Raw genomic sequence first — 19,395 nt, 5'->3', positions numbered from 1 at the left:
GCAAATCCCCGAATACCATAAGCAAAATACGGGTAAAAGTCCAGCAGGTTTTGTCTTACAGATCGTAAATGTTTCAGTAAATTGTAATAGATGTTCTTTGATGTTATCTGTCCGTACAGATTTATCAGGTATGATAATTCCTTATGGTATCCGAAACGAATATGATGCATTTATTAAAACACTAAGCGCAAACATCCGTGAAAATCCGTGCTATCTGTGGTTAGATAAGAATCTGCGGTTACTTTTTCGCTTTAGAAGCCATATAAAAACTAAGCTTTCCGCCGTTCATAATCTCAGAATGTTTCAGCGTGAAATTTTTAATCTCCTTTCCGTTCAGAAGAATTTTTTGGACATATACATTTTTTGGGCTTTGGTTAAGAGCTTCGATTTCAAAAGTCTTCCCGTTTTCCAGATGTAATACAGCTCCGTTAACTGCCGGGCTTCCGATGGCGTATTCTTCCGAACCGGGAGCTACCGGATAAAATCCTAAGGAGCTCAGGATGTACCAGGCACTCATCTGTCCGGTGTCATCGTTTCCGCCCAGTCCGTCCGGAGCTGCCTTGTACTGCATTTCCAGGATGCGTCTTACCTGTGCCTGGGTTTTCCATGGCTGCCCGGCCCAATTGTAAAGATAGGCTACATGATGGGCCGGTTCGTTTCCGTGAACATAACCGCCGATGATTCCCTCGCGGGTAATGTCTTCCGTATCGGCAAAAAATTCATCCGGAAGATGCATGGAAAACAATTCGTCCAGCTTGGAAGCGAACTTTTTCTTTCCACCCATCATCCGGATAAGTTCATCCGGATTCTGAGGGACAAAAAAGCTGTAATTCCACGAATTTCCTTCGATAAATCCTTGTCCGTGAGTGCTCAGGGCATTGAAATCTTTTTTGAAGCTTCCGTCTGCCAGCCGGGGCCGCATAAATCCGATGCTGTTGTCGAAATTGTTTTTCCAGTTTTCGGAACGCTTGATAAACGTGTTATAAACCTCCGTTTCCCCCAAATATTTGGCCAGCTGGGCAATCGACCAGTCGTCGTAGGCATATTCCAATGTGTTGGAAACGGAAGTCCCGTTTTTCTCGGCAGGAATGTAGCCCAGGTCAATATATTGCCCGATGCCTTCGTAATTTCTTTTACTGGCCGTTTCTACACAGGCTTTCAATGCTTCCTTGGCATCGCCCGGATAATTTCCTTTAATGATCGCGTCGGCCACTACACTCACGCTGTGATAACCGCTCATGCACCAGTTGTCATTGGCGTAATGCGACCAGATCGGCAGCATTTTCATCGAAAACTGGTTATAGTGCGCCATCATCGATTGTACCATATCTCCGTTTCGCTTAGGCTGAATGATGTTAAAGTAAGGATGAAGTGCCCGGTAGGTATCCCAAATGGAAAACGTGGTATAATTGGTAAATCCTTCCGCTTTATGGATATTTTGGTCTAAACCTTTATACTCTCCGTTAACGTCGGTATAAACGGTAGGATTGATGAACGTATGGTACATCGCCGTATAAAAATTCGTTTTTTCCGTGTCTGAACCTTTGATGACGATTTTATTCAGTTCTTTGTTCCAGTTGTCCTGGGTCTGTGCTCTTACCTGGTCGAACGAAAGATTTCCGATTTCCGTTTCAAGGTTTTCCAGGGCATTGGCCTGGCTCACCGGCGAAATGGCAAGCTTCACTTCAATCGCTTCATTTTCATCCGTATTGAAATCGAAATACATTTTCAGGTTTTTCCCTGCAATTTCCGGGAAATTCCGGGTCTGGTCGAATTTTCTCCAGAATCCGTTATATACCTGTTTGCCATCGTAATTCTTCTGGCCATAGGAGTTAAAGGGCTTTGAAAATTTCATGGCAAAATAGACGGTTCTTGTTCTTGCCCAGCCATTCGTCTGACGGTAGCCGGTGATTGTAGTTCCGTTTTCCACGCGGACGTAAGTCCATACATTTTTGCCGTCGTAATTGTAAATTCCGGCCATCAGATCCAGAATAATATGCGCCTGATCGGATTTCGGAAAAGTATACCGGTGCACGCCGACTCTAATACTGGCTGTAAGCTCCGCAAGAATATTATGATCGTCTAATTTTACTTTGTAATAACCGGCTTCTGCGGTTTCATTCTGATGAGAAAACCGGCTCCGGTAGCCATTTTCAGGATGGGAAGCCGTTCCGGGGTTCATCTGCAGCTTTCCTGTGGTCGGCATAATCAGGAAATCCCCGAGATCGGAATGGCCGGTCCCGCTGAAATGCGTTGAGCTGAAACCCACGATTGTCGGATCTTCATACCGGTAACCGGCACAATATTTATACACTTCACCGTTGTATTTGCCGTTCAGTTCATAAGCAATAGTATCTGTTTCAGGACTCAGCTGGACAGCTCCGAACGGTGCGGTAGCGCCGGGGTACGTATGCCCCATCTTTTCCGTTCCTATCAATGGGTTTACATATTGGTAAAGTTTTTCGAAATTCTGAGCTTTTAGATAAAACCCGGAAAATAAAAGAAATATAAAAACAGCAGTTCCTGACTTTTTCATAAAAGATATTTTTCTGGAAGTAAATTTATATAAAATTAAACGATAAATAATTTATTGTTTTAAATGATATAGAATGTAAGAGCCTGTTACTTTTCAGAGAAACGGAAGCCGATCCCGTGAAGGTTTTCGATCCCGATGTTTTCTTCCTTGGCAAGCACTTTACGCAATCTTGAAATAAAAACGTCCAGGCTGCGGCCCATGAAATAATCATCATCGCCCCAAATGGCTTTCAGGATATCCTGTCTTTTCAGGACCGTATTTTTGTTCCGGATAAAATAAAAAAGCAGATCGGATTCCCTTTGGGTAAGGGTTGTCGTGCCATGCGGATCCTGTAAGGTATAATTTCTGGGATCGAAATCGAATTTTCCTACCTTGTATTTCTGCGGAGAATTATTTGTTTTTTTAGACCGTCGCAGGAATACTTCGATCTTCAGGATCAGCTCTTCAATACTGAAAGGCTTCACCAGGTAATCATCCGCGCCGATTTTCAGGCCTTTGATCCGGTCTTCCTTCAATGCTTTTGCGGAAATAAAAATGATGGGAATTTCAGAATTTCTGCTGCGGATGTGTTCTGCCAGTTCAAAACCGTTCATCTCCGGCATCATGATGTCCAGCAGACAGATGTCGAAATTCTGCCGTTGAAAAGCTTCAAGGGCAGATTCCCCGTCGGAAAAGCATGAAATGTCATAATGATTTTCCAGGCTGTCCTGAATCAGGAAAGCAATGGTCTGATCATCTTCGGCATAGAGAATCTTAGATTTTTCCATGGTATTTTAAGGTCTAAAAAGGGATGAACAGGGTTGTGGTAATGCCTTTGTCACTATTGTTTTCCACGGAGATTTTCCAGTTATGCTGCCGGACGACTTTTTTTACATAAAACAAACCAAGTCCGAAACCGGTAACTTTCTCACTTTTTGGGGTATGCACCCGGTAAAACTTATCAAAAATATGAGGGATATTTTTAGCAGGGATTCCCATTCCGTTGTCTTTAAACTTTAAAGATAATCCTTTTTCTTCGGTATGGGCTGAAATAATAATCGCCGGCTCTGTTTCGCAATACTTAATGGAATTGTCCAGAATATTGTAAATGATATTGGCGAAATGGAATTCATCAGCAATTACTGAAATGTTTTCGCTGATGTGGAGTCCCAGAGAAATGTGCTCGTTTTTTTGCCTGATCATTTCTGCAATTTCCCGGATGAAGGGCAGCAAGACTATCCTCTGTGGTTTCAATGATAAGCCTGAGGCATCGTTTTTTGCAATATTCAGTATTTTTTCGATATGATGGTTGAGTTTGTTACCCTGGTCGGTTATGATGGAAGTATAGGTCTGCAACTTAGGATTTTCCTTTACCGCACTCTGCTTGGTCAGTGCCTCAGAAGCAAGAAGGATAGAAGACAGCGGGGTCTTGAACTCATGGGTCATATTGTTGATGAAATCCCGTTGCAGCTCCGAGAATTTTTTCTGCTGAATGATGGTATAGATGGAGTACACATATACAAGAAGAATAATAATCAGGGCAAAAGTAAGTAAGTACCAGAACTTCAGCGAACTGATGAGGTAAGTCGTTTTATCCGGAAAGCGGATGGAAAAATAGTAGACTAAATTTTTATGCTTTGGAAATTTAATAACCTTATTTTGGGGCTCGTACTGGTCTTTTGAAATGTATTTTCCGTACAGCATCTTGTCGCTGTGGCAGTTGTAAACGGCGTATACATAATCGGTGTTGATCTGGAATCTCGTAAATTCCGTTTTCAGGTAATGCTCCAGAACATCAGGATGGAATTCATTATTGATGTTCACCACATAATAATCGTTGGAAATATTCTGCACCGGACTTTCGGTAAAGGAGGTTTTTCCGCCGGACAATTTCTCCACCACTTCCAATAAAGCAATGTTCACCGTCTGGTTGAATTTTTTGTCCTCAAGATTATATGCCTGGCGCGTCCAAAGCAGCTGTGCAATCAGAATACCGATGATGGCCACAAAGCCGAGGGTAATGATAATATTGAGTTTCTTGATTTCCATTTACTGAACAATATTATCCAAAAATATCTATTAATTTTTGATCATTAACAACTTATTAACAAATGTTTGGGGGCGGTTAACAGGATCTATTCATAATTTCCGCTTACATTTGTTCTGTTAAATAAAACTATCGGTTAATTATTACTAAAAATGTATATCATGAAAAATTTAAAAGTTACGGCGCTTCTGGCGGTTTTGGCATGTTCTCCTTTCTATGCTAATGTATTGCCTGCGGAAGGGACGCCTGTGGTAAGCGTATTGGCAGATGCCATCAAATGGAAATCAGAATCCATCGAAGTAGGAAATATCCCTCAGGGAAAGCCGAAACTGATCAGATTTGAGTTTACCAACACTTCAAACAAGCCGATCATCATTGAAAACGTAGCCCCTTCATGCGGATGTACAACGGCAAACTATACAAAAACACCGATCCTTCCGGGAAAAGTAGGATTCGTGGAAGCAAGCTATAACGCGGCTAACGCAGGACCGTTTATGAAAACGGTAAACGTTACGACAAGCGACAGCAAAACACCTAAAACCCTTTCTTTCAAAGGAACGGTAGTAGCTTCTTAATTAAGTTTAATCTTGTTATAAAAGCAGCCTGAGCATTCTGTTCGGGCTGTTTTTGTTTTAATCAAAGGATTGTCCATTACTTTATATATCCTGCATAGTTTTTTAAACAGGAGAAACAAATATTTATAGTAAATTTACGGGAAGCACATCATAGAACAGAATACATTCACTGACATTAAATAATAAATTATGAATCTTTATACACAACCGATGCTTCGTGAAGGAGCCTTAAAAGATAAAGTGGCGATCGTAACAGGAGGCGGAAGCGGACTGGGGAAGGCAATGACCAAATATTTCCTTGAACTGGGCGCGAACGTAGTCATTACCTCCAGAAACCTGGAAAAATTGCAGGGGACGGCAAAGGAACTGGAAGAAGCAACCGGAGGTAAAGTGTTGTGTGTGGCCTGCGATGTACGGAACTGGGATGAGGTGAAAGCTATGAAGGAGGCAACCCTGAAGGAATTCGGAAAGATTGATATTCTCTTAAATAATGCCGCCGGAAATTTCATCTCACCAACCGAAAGGCTTACCCATTCTGCCTTTGATGCGGTTCTGGATATTGTTCTGAAAGGAACAAAAAACTGTACGCTCTCCATCGGGAAACACTGGATCGACTCCAAAACACCGGGTACGGTTCTGAATATTGTGACCACCTATTCCTGGACGGGTTCCGCCTATGTGGTTCCGTCAGCCTGTGCAAAAGCCGGGGTATTGGCCATGACGAGATCCCTTGCGGTTGAGTGGGCAAAGTACGGCATCCGTTTCAACGCCATTGCTCCGGGACCTTTTCCGACAAAAGGAGCTTGGGACAGGCTGCTGCCTGGAGACCTGCAGGAGAAATTTGATATGCGGAAAAAAGTGCCGCTGAGAAGGGTAGGTGAACATCAGGAACTGGCCAACCTTGCCGCTTATCTGGTATCCGATTACTCGGCCTATATGAACGGGGAAGTGGTAACAATCGACGGGGGCGAATGGCTGCAGGGAGCAGGAGAGTTCAACATGCTGGAGGATATTCCGCAGGAAATGTGGGATGCACTGGAAGCGATGATCAAAGCTAAAAAATCAAACTGATTAAATGAATCGGTAATATAAAGCAGGTTTTAAATCTTATTATATAAAATAAAAGTAGATTCTGTATGGGGAATCTACTTTTTTTATTTGGGTGATTTCACGGTTAAAGTTTAGGTAATCTACTGAGAGCGGCGGTTTTTAGGCAGCCTATCTTTGCAGTAGAAATTTTTTAATAACCTAAATAATAAAACATGGAAACATTAAAGTCGGTGTTGGAAGCGAACCACACCAAGAAATCCAAAAACGAACTGATTGATCTTTTGACCGGACTGGAAAAATCATTAAGCCCTGCCGTTTACGAGAAAGTTTCAGGGATTGAAACCTCTGAGCTGGCTGCGCTTTCCAACAAAGAGCTCATCAGCATCATCGAAGATTTTAAAAGAAATTATGATGAAAAATGGGAGAAATCCTTTGCTGCCGTTTCTTCGGAAGTCCTGAAAATGGTAGCCGGAAGGATGGCTGCGGATGACCAGGTATTCAAAACATCGGGAGCTGAAAGTGCTGATTTTGCGGCGGAATTGGGGAGCATTGATTTTGCGACCATCATCGGTGGGCCACTGGATGCCTGCGTAAAAGCACAGTCCAATGCGTCGATCAGTACCGTGAATTTCATCAAGGAAGTCGGTTTTGAAACGGTGGATAATGAGCAGAAGCTTCGTATGGCTGAATTCAAGTACAGGAAAATGGGGCCGAACCCGGATTTTGATCCTGATAAGGAAGTAAGCAGCAGCAATCCTAAAGAAACAATGAACGACGTTGAGATATCCGTTCCTTTCATCTCGTTACTGAATGTACCCGCTTTCAGGATCGAAACCTGTGAGGTGGATTTCAATGTAAAGCTGAATTCAACCTATACCAAGGACGTAAGCGATGAATTTAACATCAAAGCAGGTGCTTCGGGAGGATTCGGCCCGGTAAAATTCAATGTGGATGTTTCTTACAAAAGATCTTCGGCTACCGGAATCAAAGTGGAAAAAGAATACTCCCTGGGGGTAAAGGTAAAGGCTACCAACGACGAAATGCCTGCCGGACTGGAGAAAGTTCTTGGATTGTTGGCCCAATAAAACTTTTTACGGGAATGATCAGATTATCAGATTACCTGAATTATCTCAACAACGAGATAATTCAGGCTCGTAAAAAAGCGGACGAAAACGCGGTGATGATCGCGAAGGAATATGCCAAGCATGAGTATTTAAAGTTTTTCAAGGTTCCGAGGTATTCGCTGCCGAATGTGAAGATGGATATTCCCATCAAGATCACCGATATTGATGCGGATGCCGACAGGAATTTTAAACTTAATGAAAACAAATTCATCCAGGAAGTAAATGAACGGATCCTTCTGGTCAACAGGCAGAAGCTGCTCAACATTCAGCCGGTCTCGGTGAAAAATATCCAGAATGAGGACTTCAAAATCTTACTGAACGGCATACGGAGTGGAGGTACTGCATCATCTGCCAGAGCTGTAACGATTAACACAACCCAGGTTCCTGAAGTTAAAATTCCGGGAAAGACGCTTCCCATCAATTCCCAGAGACCTGTGGAACGGCCTATCGAAGGGACCTCAACGGAAACGGAATCCGAAGCCCTGAAGGGCATTTATGCGGATGTTTTAAATAAATATAGTTTAATGAATTCAAAACTGAATAATATTTACATAGATCCCAATACCAATTCTGCAGAAGATAAGGATAAATTATTTATCAACCTCCACGTGGAAATGGAAGAAGAAGGGATCCGGATTGTCACCATGAAAGACCAGAACGGGCGAGAAGTGGAACAGATTATTTTCGAGTAATGCAGGAGCTTGTTCACCATACGATACAGAAGCTTGAAGAGCTGCTGGGGAATTTTAATAAAGTCCAGGAGCTTTACCTGTCGAAATCTTTTGATTTTGACGGACGGTTTGAAGCTTTTCTCAGTGAATTTCTGGAGTACCTGAAAACCAAAGGCAACACGACCTATGAATCCGAAGTGCTGAAAGTCATGAATATGGTTTCAACCGTAAAAAGAGGTTTTAATCCTATGAAAATGGAGCGGATTTCTACCGGGAAGAGAGAGCTGCTCTGGGGATTTTCATTCAGCGGAATGGAAAGCATTCATGGGTTTCTTTCAGAAATGTATGCAAAAGAGAAAAATAAGCTGGAAGAGGCGGAAGAGCTGCTTTCCGGTTTGGTAATTTCCTTATATCAGAACGGCGTGCTGGATGATGATAAGATAAAAGAGCTTAATTCCGTCCGCCATATCGAAAAGTTCTGGACTTCTTTGGTTAACCACAATACCCAGATTTCAGGGATGAATAAAAAGCTGAGGCTGACGATGATTTCGGAAGATATTTTCCTGGTGCTGGAAAAAATGGTTGTTAAATTAAATTAAAAAATCATGGAAAAGCAAAGATATATTGTTGTACTGGAAGATCAGCAGAAAAGCTCCCTCCGGAAAGTCGAAAACGAGCTTGAAGTTTCCATTACCCCATCGGAATTTCTTTCTGCGGAAAACCGTTCTTACCAGGTGATTGATAAGGAGAACGGTGTGCTGTACAAAAATCTCGGCGTGCTGGTCATCGAAAACGGCAATGAGGAACAGTTGCGGAGTGCTGTAAAAGACGATTCGAATCCGATCGTTTATTTTGAAAAGGAACGAGAATTTCTTGCGGCGGATGAACTGTCGATCATCAGTGAGCTTAAGAAACAGTCGGCGGAAATAGCCGATAAAATCAACGAGCTGGAAAGATATGTAATCAGCAAACCATTGCCGCAAAAGCCGCTTGTAGAAATGGAATGGGGACTAAAAGCACTCGGCCTTGGGAATTCTATTTACACAGGAAGGGGAGTCGATATCTGCATTCTCGATACCGGTCTTGAGATGCTGCATCCTGATTTTTCAGGTAGGGAAATTGAAGGAAAATCCTTTATTGCCGGTGAAGACTGGAACCGTGATCCCAACGGCCACGGAACGCATTGTGCAGGAATTACAGCCGGAAATATCCGTCTGGATAATGGGAAACGTTACGGTATAGCCAAAGAAGCCAACCTGAAAATCGCCAAAGTGCTTTCCGATTCGGGAAAAGGAACAACGGGCAGTGTTATTGATGCGATTGACTGGGCCATTACCAAGAAATTCCGAATCCTTTCCCTTTCGCTCGCCTCTGCCGTAAAACTGAATGAAGTGCCTTCGCCGCTTTTTGAAACCGTGGGAGCCAGAGCGCTGGAAAACAACTGCATCATTGTGGCAGCCGCAGGAAATGACAGCCACAGGCCTTCGCTTCCGAAACCTGTTTCCATGCCTGCTAATTCCATGTCGGTAATGTCAGTAGGTGCCATCGACGGCCAGATGAAGGTCGCCCGGTTTTCCAATGCAGGACTGAATCCTGCTACCGGCGGCAATGTGAATATCTGTGCACCGGGGGTGGATATCATCAGTTCGTATCCTGAAAATTCCAAAAACAAAAACGGTAATTATTACGCCATGAGCGGAACCAGTATGGCAACACCACACGTTTCGGGGCTGCTGGCCTTGTATATGGAACAGTTTCCCGAAAAGTCCGCCAGGGAAATCTGGGAGTTGGCGGAATCCAGGGCAAAGCCGATCGAAGGTTTGAAATACAGGGACATCGGAAACGGATTGATACAGGCGTAATATGAAAACCTATCTGGCTGTTCTCAGAACAGATGCTGACCTCATCAAACTGGGACAGGAACTCAAAAGGAAAAAGATCAGGCTGACCGCACATTATAAAGCGGTCAGCGTTATAAAACTGCAAAGCAGAAAGGCTGTTTCAGCAGAAGATTTTACGGAATATTTCCTTTCGGTGGAGGAAGACCGGAATAATTTTACAATTTGAAGGCTGCGAAAGACTTTTCTGTACGCGGAAGTCTTATTTTTGTTTACTTTGCTAAATAAAAATAAATTATGAACTTAAAAATTCCAATCCTTGGTTCCGCGTTTGCCGTTCTGTGTTTTTCACAGCCGGTATCGGCTCAGGAAGCCCCGAAATACGACTATGTAGAGGCATTCAAACCTTTTTTCTATACCCAGGCCGGTACTCCGACAAGATCGGCAAGCGGCCAGCCGGGATATGCTTACTGGCAGAATTCGGCAAGCTACAATTTAAATGTAAGCCTTAACGAAGCCAAAGATGAAATTACAGGGACAGCTGAAATTACCTATACAAATAACAGTACGGATAAATTAGGCTTTCTTTGGCTGCAGCTGGACCAGAATTTATTTGCAAAAGATTCGAGAGGAAATGCAGTCGTACCGATGTCGGGAAGCCGCAATGGTCCGCATGGTGAGGAATTTGACGGCGGGTACAAAATAAAATCCGTAAAGCTGGACGGTAAAGAGGTAAAATATACCGTCACCGATACCAGGATGCAGATCGACCTCCCTGCCGGACTGAAAGCCCAGGGAGGAGTAGCCAAAATTAAAATAGAATATTCTTTCCTTTCGCCGAAATACGGTTCTGACCGGATGGGGATAGAAGGTACCAAAAACGGGAAAATTTATACCATGGCGCAGTGGTATCCGAGAATGTGCGTCTATGATGATGTGCTGGGCTGGAACACCATGCCTTATCTGGGCGCTTCCGAATTTTATCTGGAATATGGCGACATTACGGCAAATATTACCGTTCCTGCCAACCATTATGTGGTGGCCTCCGGAGAATTGCTTAACCCAAAAGAAGTCTACTCCAAAGAAGAGAACAGCCGTTGGGAACAGGCTAAAAACAGCGATAGAACCGTAATGATCCGTCCGGAATCCGAGATCGGGAAAAATCAACCGACTGGCAGTACGAAAACCTGGAAATTTAAAATTACCCAGGCCAGGGATTTTGCATGGGCTTCTTCGCCTGCGTTTATCCTTGATGCCGCAAAAATCAATCTTCCGGAAGGCAGGAAATCCATGGCTATTTCGGCCTACCCCGCAGAAAGTGCCGGACAGGAGGCCTGGGGAAGATCTACCGAATATACAAAAGCAGCCATCGAACATTACTCTGCCAAATGGTATCCATATACCTATCCTGCCGCCACCAACGTGGCCGGAAACGAAGGCGGAATGGAATATCCGGGCATTGTATTCTGCCACATGAATTCCAAGGGCAGCGAACTCTGGGGTGTTACCGATCATGAATTCGGGCACAACTGGTTCCCGATGATCGTAGGTTCCAACGAAAGGCTTTTCGCGTGGATGGATGAAGGGTTCAATACGTTCATCAACGAGCTTTCAACACAAGCTTTCAATAAAGGGGAATATTACGAAAAGAAAAATATAGCGCAGACGGGTGCTTTCCTGATGAACGATAATTTCGAACCGATTATGGTAGGGCCGGATAACATGAAGGAAAACAGCATCGGGATCCTTGCTTATTACAAACCGGGACTTGGTCTGGAAATTCTCCGGGAATCCATTTTAGGACCTGAAAAATTCGATAAGGCATTCAGAACCTATATCGATCGGTGGGCTTTCAAGCATCCGACGCCATGGGATTTCTTCCACACCATGGAAAATGTTTCCGGTGAGGAGCTGAACTGGTTCTGGAGAGGCTGGTTTATCAACAAATGGAAGATCGATCAGGGCGTGAAAGATGTGAAATATATAAACGGCGACTTCAAAAACGGAGCACAGATTACTGTTGAAAATATCGGGCAATTGCCGATGCCGACCACTTTACAGGTGAAATTCAGAGATGGAACTGAAAAAATAGTGGAACTGCCGATCGAAGTCTGGAAAAGAAATAAGGAATGGACCTTTAAGCTGGATTCCAGTAAGGAAATCGAACAGGTAAAATTGGATCCGAATTCCCAGGTTCCTGATGTGAACAGTCAGAATAATTTATGGACTTCCGCTCAGGCAAAACCGATGGAAAAGATCAATATTAAAGATTTCACCGGAGTATATGGCAGCAAGGAGCTTCCGCTGAAGATTACATTTACGGAGAAAGACAGTAAATTGTATGCCCAGGCTACGGGCCAGCAGGCATTCCCGCTGGAATATACCGGCAGCAATACCTTTACTTTTGAAATGGCTCAGATTTCCATGACTTTCAGCCAGGACAAAAAAATCATTACTTTCAATCAGGGGGGAAAAGAATTCAAGTTTACGAAAGAGTAAGTTTAATTACAAATAATATTGTGCTCATGGTTGGCATGATATAAATGATAAGGCTGTCTGAAAAGTCAGCTTTTTAGCATACATTCCCGGCAGTTTTTCAAAAACTATGAAGCTGGAACAGCCTTTCTTTTCCATGAACGAAAATATAACAGGAAAGTTCATGGTTTATAGCCCCGCTCTGAGACATAATTTTTATTTTTGTGTGATTCAAAGTAAAAAAATAATGAATTTAAAATTTTCAATTGTATTTCTATTGGCTTTCGCATTCGGGTTTTCACAGGATCTTAAAGTAATGAGCTTCAACATCAGGCTGAATGTAGATTCGGACAAAGAAAATTCATGGACCAACCGTAAAGAAGATGTAACGGATCTGCTGACCTATTACCATCCGGATTATTTCGGGGTTCAGGAAGCGCTGCCGGACCAAATGAAGGATATCAAAAACGGACTGAAGAATTACGATTATGTAGGCGTGGGCAGGGATGACGGAAGAGAGAAGGGTGAATTCTCGGCTATTTTTTACGATACCAATAGGCTTCGGATCATAAATTCCGGGACATTCTGGCTTTCCGAAACACCGGAGAAACCGTCAAAAGGGTGGGATGCGGCTTTAAACAGAATCTGTACCTACGCGGTTTTTAAAGATAAAAAATCAAAAAAGGAATTTATGGCCCTGAATCTTCACTTCGATCATGTCGGAAATGTGGCAAGGGTAAAATCTTCGGAACTTATTTTAAAAAAAATCAAGGAAATAAATCCTAAAAATTTACCGGTAACCGTAAGTGGGGATTTCAACCTCACCGAAGATTCGGAGCCGATTAAAATCATGTCGAAAAATTTGAAGGACTCTTTTTATCATTCGGAAACGAAACATTACGGGCCGAAAGGAACCTTTACCGGATTCAATGTGAATGAAGTTTCGAAAGAAAGAATCGACTATATTTTCATAAAAGGGTTTAACATCAAATCCCACCGTCATATCAACGACCGGACAGAGAATCTGCTGTATCCTTCGGACCATTTTCCGGTATTAACGGAACTGCAGTTTGTGAAATAATAAGGTTTTAAATAAAAGTAAATATTTCAATATCAGTAAAAGCGCATGTCAGAATGCGCTTTTTTATTTCCCGGAAATCAGGAGGGTGTTGATTTATGAATGACAAAAAGGAAATGAAAGTTATACGGTAATTAAACCTATCGTTTGTCATTCTGCAGGAATCCAGACATAGTATTAGAGACTCGCATGGAAACTTATACAGTAAATTAGCTTAAGTTCAAAGAAGATCATATTAATATATGTTTGGAGAAGGCTTCACATGAAATATAGTAAAAAGAACAGCAAGTGAATCTGCCCCGGACGGGCTTTATAATCATAGCCCCTGGCGAAGCCTGGGGTTTAATGAAAGCAGACGACGGTAAAAAGCTCTGAAGGGGCAAAACTTATTTATGAAGATGAACAGAATGTAAGTATCCATAATAGACGAATGTTGTGGATATTTTTGTGGAAAACTTATTTTTAATTTAAATATTGATAATATATTGATTTATATCTATTTATAGATTTATATTTTCACCGAAATAAATAGTTTAAAAGTTATCAACAAACCTATTCCCCAGGTTATCCACAAAGTTATCCACAATTTACCGGTGTGAAAATTCACGATTGGATCAATAAAACCGTTTATTTAGATGGTATAAAAATTTACGCGAGCAATAAGGCCGGTATTGCTGTTTTTTGTACTTTTATGTAGAATTAAATACTACAGAATTTTAATGAAGAGAATTATTTTGGGCGTTGTGCTTTTGGCTTCATGGCAGCTTTCCGCGCAGGAACTTTACATGCCGAGAAATATTAAAAAAGCATACGAAAACGGGACCCGCGACCGGTCAGGTGCGCCGGGAAAGAATTATTGGCAGAATAAAGGCGTGTATAATGTTGAGGTGAAGGTGGATGCCAATTCAAAAACTGTTTCAGGAAAAGAGACGATCATTTATACCAACAACAGTCCCAACACGCTCAATGACCTGGCGATACGGTTCGTCAATAATCTCCACAAACCACAGGCTCCAAGATCAGGAGTGGTTTCCAAAGACTTTCTTTCGTCGGGGTTACATATTAAATCCTTTGTTGTGAATGGTGAAAAATATACGGTAAACAGCGACGATTGGGGAACGGTAGAAAAAGTAAAGCTGAATACGGCTTTAAAATCCAAAGCGAAAGCAGAGGTTAAAATAGAATGGGAATATCCTCTGTCTGTACAGAGTGGAAGAGAAGGGCAGATTGATCCTGAAACGTTTTATGTTGCTTATTCGTTCCCGAGAATTTCAGTGTATGATGACTACAATGGCTGGGATATGCTTCCGCACTCCGACCGGCAGGAGTTTTACAATGATTTCAATGATTACAGCTTTGCGATTGCAGCTCCGAAAAATTATGTGGTCTGGGCAACTGGCGATTTCCTGAATCCCGAGGCTGTTCTTCAGCCGGAATATCTGAAGCGGTATAAGTCTTCCCTGAAAAGCGACAAAGTCATCCGGATCGCGAATGAACATGAGATGAAGTCCGGAAAAGTCACCAAACCGAATAAATGGAATACCTGGAAATTCAAAGCCAGCCACATCACCGATTTCTGTTTTGCCTTAAGCAACCATTATGTCTGGGATGGGGCGAGCGTACAGCTGAAAACCAAAAGGGCAAGTGTACAGGCAGGCTATAAAAACGGCGCTAAAGATTTTGAGCACTATGTAGAGTGGATGCGCTATAACCTCGACTGGTTTTCGAAAAACTGGCCGGGCGTGGAATATCCGTACAATGTAATGACGGCGATCCAGGGCTACGCCGATATGGAGTATCCGATGATGATCAACGATACCAGTATTCCGGATGATTTCCAGGATGCAAGGCTTACTGCAGATCACGAAATTGCGCATACTTATTTCCCGTTCTATATGGGCATCAACGAAACACGTTATGCTTTTATGGATGAAGGATGGGCAACAACCCTGGAATACCTGATTGGAATTGACGAGAACGGCGAAGCGAAAGCCAAAGAATTTTATAAAAATTTCAGGGTGAAAAGATGGATCAGCGATCCTTCTGCCGAGCAGGACCAGCCGATCATTACGATGAGCACGCAGGTAAGCGGCGCAGGCTACGGCAACAATTCATATGTAAAGGCTTCCCTGTCTTATCTTGCCCTGAAAGATTACCTGGGCGACGATCTTTTTAAAAAAGCACTGCATCATTATATGAACAACTGGAGCGGAAAACATCCGATCCCATGGGATTATTTCAATTCGATGAACACCGGCTCAGGAAAAAACCTGGACTGGTTTTTCAACAATTGGTTTTATACCAACAATTATATCGATCTGAAAGTGACCAATGCGGCACAGATGAACGATCTCCTGACAGTAAATGTTGAAAACGCAGGCGGTTTTGCGATTCCTTTTGATGCGGAAATCAATTATGAGGACGGAACCGTGGAGAAGCTGCATTTTTCTCCGGCGGTCTGGGAGAAAGACCAGAAACAGATGATGCTCACTGTGCCGATTAAAAAGAAAGTTAAAACGGTACAGCTGGATGGTGGCATCTTTATGGATTATACCCCGGCTGACAACCTGAAAGCTTTATAGCAAACAATACAAACCCGGCTGTTCTTCTTTGGAACAGCCGGATTTTTTATAAAAATTAACTTGAAAAAACTTAGTAAAGCCTCAGTCCGGATCTTGCTCCTGAAGAAGCAACCACCGACTGCATTCTTGATCTCTGTCCGGCAGAGAACATGAACATTGCAGCATCATCTACATAATCCATGTAGTTCATGAACATTACGGATCTTTGGGTACCGCTGCAGGTATTATAAAGAGGATAGCTTGGTTTTCCTGAGTTGGCTCCGGTTTGCGTAGGGGTATCGGCTACCAGGTCATTCCCGCAATTGGCATCCCCCCAGATATGTCTCAGGTTCAGGTAGTGGCCGACTTCGTGCGTAGCGGTTCTCCCTAAATTAAATGGTGAAGACGCTCCGGTTTTCCCGAAGTAAGGCGCCGCAATGACCACTCCGTCATTCCATAATCCGGCAGATTCAGGGAAGGTGGCATATCCTAAAATCTGTCCCATATTTCCTACTACCCAGATGTTCAGGTAATTGGACGGGCTGGTGGCGTCGATTCCGCCGCTGGAAGATTTTTTCATCGCATCATTAGTGCCCCAGCTGGTTTTTGTAGTGGATTTCCTTACCGTATTGGCCAGTCTGAACCTTACTTTTACATCACCCGATTTCACACCCTGGAATTCGTTCGGGATTTTGTAGGCATCGCTGTTGCTTCCTGCATAATCTGCGTTCAGAACAGCGATCTGCTCGGCAATACGAGAATCGGAAAGGTTTTCTGTAGAGGTTCTGTACAGGACGTTCACCACCACCGGAATTTCTACCGAACCGTCGGATAATACTTTTCCTAATTTAAGATCATTTTCAAATTTTTCGGTTTTGGATTCGAGATCTGAATATTTCTGTCTCAGCTCAGCACTACCCTGCAGGGCATTTTTTCTGATTTCTTCAGAAGCGCAGCCTCTTCTTAATGCTGTTCCCGGATTTGAAACGGTAAGGTCCTGGTTAGGTTCCTCATTCTGGTTGGAAAGATTGTCGCTGTTGCAGGAAGACATGAAGCCGAGTACAAGTGCTCCGAATAATAATTTTTTCATAGATATATATATTTTGTTACGTTTGATGAAATTATAATTTTTGGAATTACTGTGCAAGTATTTCACGGTATTGTTGAATTATTTTATTATTCGATCAATAACACTTTTTTAAATATGTTGTTTAATATGTATTTTAAATGTGTTTTTATTGTAAATGTTTTGTTTTATTTTTCGTTTGGTTATATCTAGGTTTTGGCTTTAAATGAATGTTGTTGTGCGTATGTTTAGATTTGATCATAAAAAATCCTTCTCTGAAAGCAGGGAAGGATCTGAATTATAGTTTAGATATGAGTGAATGTGTTTTAAATTTTAAGATTCTGCGAAACCGTTTTTTATGGCAAAAACCGCCAGGCCGACACGGGTTTTCAGATCAAGCTTATCGCAGAGCTGATCGCGGTAGCTTTCCACCGTCCTCGGGCTGCAGCACATCCTGTCGGCAATTTCCTTGTAGCTGAGCTCGGTAACGGTATATTTCAGGAATTCTTTTTCACGATCCGAAATCCGGATGTTTCCTGCCGGATCTTCATTGTTCATGTTGGAAAAAATAATTTTCGAGGCCCATTCGGGATAGAAGAAGCCGTCTGCATTTAATTTTGTCAGAGCATTTTCAAGTTCTTTCGGATGCGTATTTTTCAGCAGGTAGCCTTTTGCGCCGTTTTTGATCATTTTGATAACGCTTTTGTCATCGCCCTGCATGCTCAGTGCCATCACCTTGATCGCCGGATGGTTTTCCTTCAGCCAGAGTACGGTTTCAAAACCGTCCATAATCGGCATACTGATGTCCAAAAGAATGATATCCGGGATCTGGCGGTTGCTTTCAAATTTCTGAATAAGGTCTTTGCCGTTTTCAGCTACGTAAATAACTTCAAACTCTTTAAAATTTCCGATAATTCCTTCAAGTGCTTTGGCGATGAGTACGTGATCATCAACGATCACTATCGTTTTTTTCATGGCTGTCTTTTTAAAATAATGTTGAGCGTGGTTCCTTTGTTTTTCTCGCTTTCAAGGCTGAAATCGGCCCCGATGATCTCGGCCCTGTTTTTCATATTGGTAAGCCCGATCCCATTCGAGGTGATATCCGACCGGTCAAACCCGATTCCGTCATCCTTAATATTCAGTTCCCAGAGTGATTCTTCCGATGTATTCAGGCTGATGAAGATATTTTTGCATTGGGAATGTTTAATGCTGTTCTGGATAAACTCCTGTGTAATCCTCAGCAATACGTTTTTATGGACAAATCCCAGATCAAGCTGCTGAAAGTTGTGCTTAAAATCAACATGGCACTTTTTAAATGCGTTGGTAATGTCCGCTTCTTCCTGGATTAAAGTTACGATTTCTTTCTGATTGATGTTATCGTCCGTCAGTGTTTTTGAAAGGCTTCTCAAATCCTGCAGCGACTGGTTGATGATCTGTGAAACCTGATCGATTCTTTCGCTGACTTCCGGAACCTTATTTTCATACAAAAGCTGCTGCGTGTAAAGGCTCACGAGGGTAAGTTTCTGGCCGATGTTGTCATGAAGTTCACGCCCGATCTGCTGCATCGTCGCCTGCTGGATTTCCAGCTGGGTAGCCAGTAACTCCCGTTTGTGGATTTCATTTTTTACTTCAATTTCATTCAGGTATTCTTTCTTTCTTTGTTTGTATTTCCGGATATAGACCATCATGGCAACTACAAAAAACAGGAAGAATATATTGAAGAGAATAATGGTTATTAGTAATTCTGTTTTCCCCATATAATTGAAGTTGAAAATAGCAGATACATGATTATTCCGGAAATCAGGAAATAATTAAAGTAGATATTAAACAGTTCTTTGTATTCATTCAGAATACTGAAAAATGTCCAGAACGGCAATGTTCCGATATAGAACAGAGTTACTCCAAGATTAATGTAGAACATTCTGTTCTTGCCGAAATTTAATATTTCGGACGAATTAATCTGTTTATAATATTCCATGACAACTAAAATCATCAAAATTAAACATCCAAAAGTATAGTTAAATGAAAAAATTATCTTTTTCATTTTAAAAAAATACTCATTGGGAATAAATGACATCAGGTACAATGCGGTGATGACGTAAAATAAATTGATTTTTCCAAATGATTTTGCTGCATAGAGCCAGTACAGAAATATAAATTCCAAAGGAATAACAAAATAATTAAAAAAAGCAGGTTTATCATAATCTATTAAATAATGTCCCCACTTCCCAAAAACTTCAGAAAGAAAAATGATAATCAGGTAAAATGAAAAATATTTCCAATACTGATCTTTTACTCTGTAAAAATAGATAATGGAAATAAGGGCCGTAAGTCCCTCGATCCAGATCATAGATTCTTGTAAAACTTTCTGAAATTCACTCATTGGATTTTATTA

Annotated in this window: 17 protein-coding genes; 10 read left to right on the top strand and 7 right to left on the bottom strand. The window is 42.1% G+C overall.

All coding sequences use genetic code 11. The annotated features are described in order from the left end of the window. Nucleotides 1-238: 238 nt before the first annotated feature. The 3 genes from FY557_RS16525 to FY557_RS16515 all read right to left on the bottom strand — a co-directional run bounded on the left by FY557_RS16525 (nucleotide 239) and on the right by FY557_RS16515 (nucleotide 4,564). The gene (locus FY557_RS16525; protein WP_149248349.1) at nucleotides 239-2,536 is read right to left on the bottom strand and encodes a GH92 family glycosyl hydrolase; all 2,298 of its coding nucleotides are present in this window, start codon (nucleotides 2,534-2,536) and stop codon (nucleotides 239-241) included. A gap of 86 nt (nucleotides 2,537-2,622) precedes the next feature. Further along, a complete protein-coding gene (locus tag FY557_RS16520) occupies nucleotides 2,623-3,303 on the bottom strand; it encodes a response regulator transcription factor (RefSeq protein ID WP_149248348.1) in 681 nt (226 codons plus the stop codon). Nucleotides 3,304-3,316: 13 nt separating this feature from the next. Further along, on the bottom strand, nucleotides 3,317-4,564 hold the full coding sequence (locus FY557_RS16515; protein ID WP_149248347.1) for a sensor histidine kinase: 1,248 nt from the start codon (nucleotides 4,562-4,564) through the stop codon (nucleotides 3,317-3,319). Between the two features lie 159 nt (nucleotides 4,565-4,723). Here FY557_RS16515 and FY557_RS16510 point away from each other — a divergent pair, with 159 nt between their 5' ends. The 10 genes from FY557_RS16510 (at nucleotide 4,724) to FY557_RS16465 (ending at nucleotide 15,955) form a co-directional block, all read left to right on the top strand. Further along, nucleotides 4,724-5,137, top strand: coding sequence for a DUF1573 domain-containing protein (locus FY557_RS16510; RefSeq protein WP_149248346.1), 414 nt, complete (start codon nucleotides 4,724-4,726; stop codon nucleotides 5,135-5,137). Nucleotides 5,138-5,326: 189 nt separating this feature from the next. Continuing rightward, a complete protein-coding gene (locus FY557_RS16505; RefSeq protein WP_149248345.1) occupies nucleotides 5,327-6,208 on the top strand; it encodes an SDR family oxidoreductase in 882 nt (293 codons plus the stop codon). A gap of 191 nt (nucleotides 6,209-6,399) precedes the next feature. Next, complete coding sequence (locus tag FY557_RS16500; RefSeq protein ID WP_149248344.1) at nucleotides 6,400-7,272, top strand: DUF2589 domain-containing protein; 873 nt, start codon at nucleotides 6,400-6,402, stop codon at nucleotides 7,270-7,272. Nucleotides 7,273-7,286: 14 nt separating this feature from the next. Further along, nucleotides 7,287-8,003: a hypothetical protein gene (locus FY557_RS16495; protein WP_149248343.1), complete on the top strand. Its 717-nt coding sequence runs from the start codon at nucleotides 7,287-7,289 to the stop codon at nucleotides 8,001-8,003. Continuing rightward, entirely contained in the window at nucleotides 8,003-8,581 is a 579-nt protein-coding gene (locus FY557_RS16490; RefSeq protein ID WP_149248342.1) for a hypothetical protein, read from the top strand. Before FY557_RS16495 ends, FY557_RS16490 begins: the two co-directional genes overlap by 1 nt. Before the next feature lie 6 nt (nucleotides 8,582-8,587). Continuing rightward, on the top strand, nucleotides 8,588-9,844 hold the full coding sequence (locus FY557_RS16485; protein ID WP_149248341.1) for a S8 family peptidase: 1,257 nt from the start codon (nucleotides 8,588-8,590) through the stop codon (nucleotides 9,842-9,844). Between the two features lies 1 nt (nucleotide 9,845). Further along, nucleotides 9,846-10,049 (top strand): hypothetical protein, encoded by a 204-nt coding sequence (locus FY557_RS16480; RefSeq protein ID WP_149248340.1) that lies wholly within the window; start codon nucleotides 9,846-9,848, stop codon nucleotides 10,047-10,049. Nucleotides 10,050-10,117: 68 nt separating this feature from the next. Continuing rightward, nucleotides 10,118-12,319: a M1 family metallopeptidase gene (locus tag FY557_RS16475; RefSeq protein WP_149248339.1), complete on the top strand. Its 2,202-nt coding sequence runs from the start codon at nucleotides 10,118-10,120 to the stop codon at nucleotides 12,317-12,319. A 223-nt stretch (nucleotides 12,320-12,542) separates the two neighbouring features. Beyond that, nucleotides 12,543-13,376, top strand: coding sequence for an endonuclease/exonuclease/phosphatase family protein (locus FY557_RS16470; RefSeq protein ID WP_149248338.1), 834 nt, complete (start codon nucleotides 12,543-12,545; stop codon nucleotides 13,374-13,376). Nucleotides 13,377-14,092: 716 nt separating this feature from the next. Further along, the gene (locus FY557_RS16465; protein ID WP_149248337.1) at nucleotides 14,093-15,955 is read left to right on the top strand and encodes a M1 family metallopeptidase; all 1,863 of its coding nucleotides are present in this window, start codon (nucleotides 14,093-14,095) and stop codon (nucleotides 15,953-15,955) included. 70 nt (nucleotides 15,956-16,025) lie between these two features. Here FY557_RS16465 and FY557_RS16460 read toward each other — a convergent pair whose 3' ends face one another. From FY557_RS16460 to FY557_RS16445, 4 genes are all read right to left on the bottom strand, one after another. Then, on the bottom strand, nucleotides 16,026-17,024 hold the full coding sequence (locus tag FY557_RS16460; RefSeq protein ID WP_149248336.1) for a zinc metalloprotease: 999 nt from the start codon (nucleotides 17,022-17,024) through the stop codon (nucleotides 16,026-16,028). A 309-nt stretch (nucleotides 17,025-17,333) separates the two neighbouring features. Beyond that, complete coding sequence (locus FY557_RS16455) at nucleotides 17,334-17,975, bottom strand: response regulator transcription factor (protein ID WP_149248335.1); 642 nt, start codon at nucleotides 17,973-17,975, stop codon at nucleotides 17,334-17,336. Beyond that, a complete protein-coding gene (locus FY557_RS16450; RefSeq protein WP_149248334.1) occupies nucleotides 17,972-18,757 on the bottom strand; it encodes a sensor histidine kinase in 786 nt (261 codons plus the stop codon). The genes FY557_RS16455 and FY557_RS16450 overlap by 4 nt, the downstream gene beginning before the upstream one ends. Continuing rightward, a complete protein-coding gene (locus tag FY557_RS16445; RefSeq protein ID WP_149248333.1) occupies nucleotides 18,736-19,383 on the bottom strand; it encodes a hypothetical protein in 648 nt (215 codons plus the stop codon). The genes FY557_RS16450 and FY557_RS16445 overlap by 22 nt, the downstream gene beginning before the upstream one ends. Nucleotides 19,384-19,395: the final 12 nt, after the last annotated feature.

It is taken from the genome of Chryseobacterium sp. SN22 (assembly GCF_008329705.1).
Lineage (GTDB): Bacteria > Bacteroidota > Bacteroidia > Flavobacteriales > Weeksellaceae > Chryseobacterium.
Note: the sequence above shows the minus strand (reverse complement) of the source record. Positions and strands in the feature narration are given on the sequence as shown.

What these genes read in the sequence shown, in the direction of transcription:
- FY557_RS16525 (WP_149248349.1), bottom strand. Translation starts at nt 2,536, where the DNA reads ATGAAAAAGTCAGGAACTGCTGTTTTTATATTTCTTTTATTTTCCGGG.
- FY557_RS16520 (WP_149248348.1), bottom strand. Translation starts at nt 3,303, where the DNA reads ATGGAAAAATCTAAGATTCTCTATGCCGAAGATGATCAGACCATTGCT.
- FY557_RS16515 (WP_149248347.1), bottom strand. Translation starts at nt 4,564, where the DNA reads ATGGAAATCAAGAAACTCAATATTATCATTACCCTCGGCTTTGTGGCC.
- FY557_RS16510 (WP_149248346.1), top strand. Translation starts at nt 4,724, where the DNA reads ATGAAAAATTTAAAAGTTACGGCGCTTCTGGCGGTTTTGGCATGTTCT.
- FY557_RS16505 (WP_149248345.1), top strand. Translation starts at nt 5,327, where the DNA reads ATGAATCTTTATACACAACCGATGCTTCGTGAAGGAGCCTTAAAAGAT.
- FY557_RS16500 (WP_149248344.1), top strand. Translation starts at nt 6,400, where the DNA reads ATGGAAACATTAAAGTCGGTGTTGGAAGCGAACCACACCAAGAAATCC.
- FY557_RS16495 (WP_149248343.1), top strand. Translation starts at nt 7,287, where the DNA reads ATGATCAGATTATCAGATTACCTGAATTATCTCAACAACGAGATAATT.
- FY557_RS16490 (WP_149248342.1), top strand. Translation starts at nt 8,003, where the DNA reads ATGCAGGAGCTTGTTCACCATACGATACAGAAGCTTGAAGAGCTGCTG.
- FY557_RS16485 (WP_149248341.1), top strand. Translation starts at nt 8,588, where the DNA reads ATGGAAAAGCAAAGATATATTGTTGTACTGGAAGATCAGCAGAAAAGC.
- FY557_RS16480 (WP_149248340.1), top strand. Translation starts at nt 9,846, where the DNA reads ATGAAAACCTATCTGGCTGTTCTCAGAACAGATGCTGACCTCATCAAA.
- FY557_RS16475 (WP_149248339.1), top strand. Translation starts at nt 10,118, where the DNA reads ATGAACTTAAAAATTCCAATCCTTGGTTCCGCGTTTGCCGTTCTGTGT.
- FY557_RS16470 (WP_149248338.1), top strand. Translation starts at nt 12,543, where the DNA reads ATGAATTTAAAATTTTCAATTGTATTTCTATTGGCTTTCGCATTCGGG.
- FY557_RS16465 (WP_149248337.1), top strand. Translation starts at nt 14,093, where the DNA reads ATGAAGAGAATTATTTTGGGCGTTGTGCTTTTGGCTTCATGGCAGCTT.
- FY557_RS16460 (WP_149248336.1), bottom strand. Translation starts at nt 17,024, where the DNA reads ATGAAAAAATTATTATTCGGAGCACTTGTACTCGGCTTCATGTCTTCC.
- FY557_RS16455 (WP_149248335.1), bottom strand. Translation starts at nt 17,975, where the DNA reads ATGAAAAAAACGATAGTGATCGTTGATGATCACGTACTCATCGCCAAA.
- FY557_RS16450 (WP_149248334.1), bottom strand. Translation starts at nt 18,757, where the DNA reads ATGGGGAAAACAGAATTACTAATAACCATTATTCTCTTCAATATATTC.
- FY557_RS16445 (WP_149248333.1), bottom strand. Translation starts at nt 19,383, where the DNA reads ATGAGTGAATTTCAGAAAGTTTTACAAGAATCTATGATCTGGATCGAG.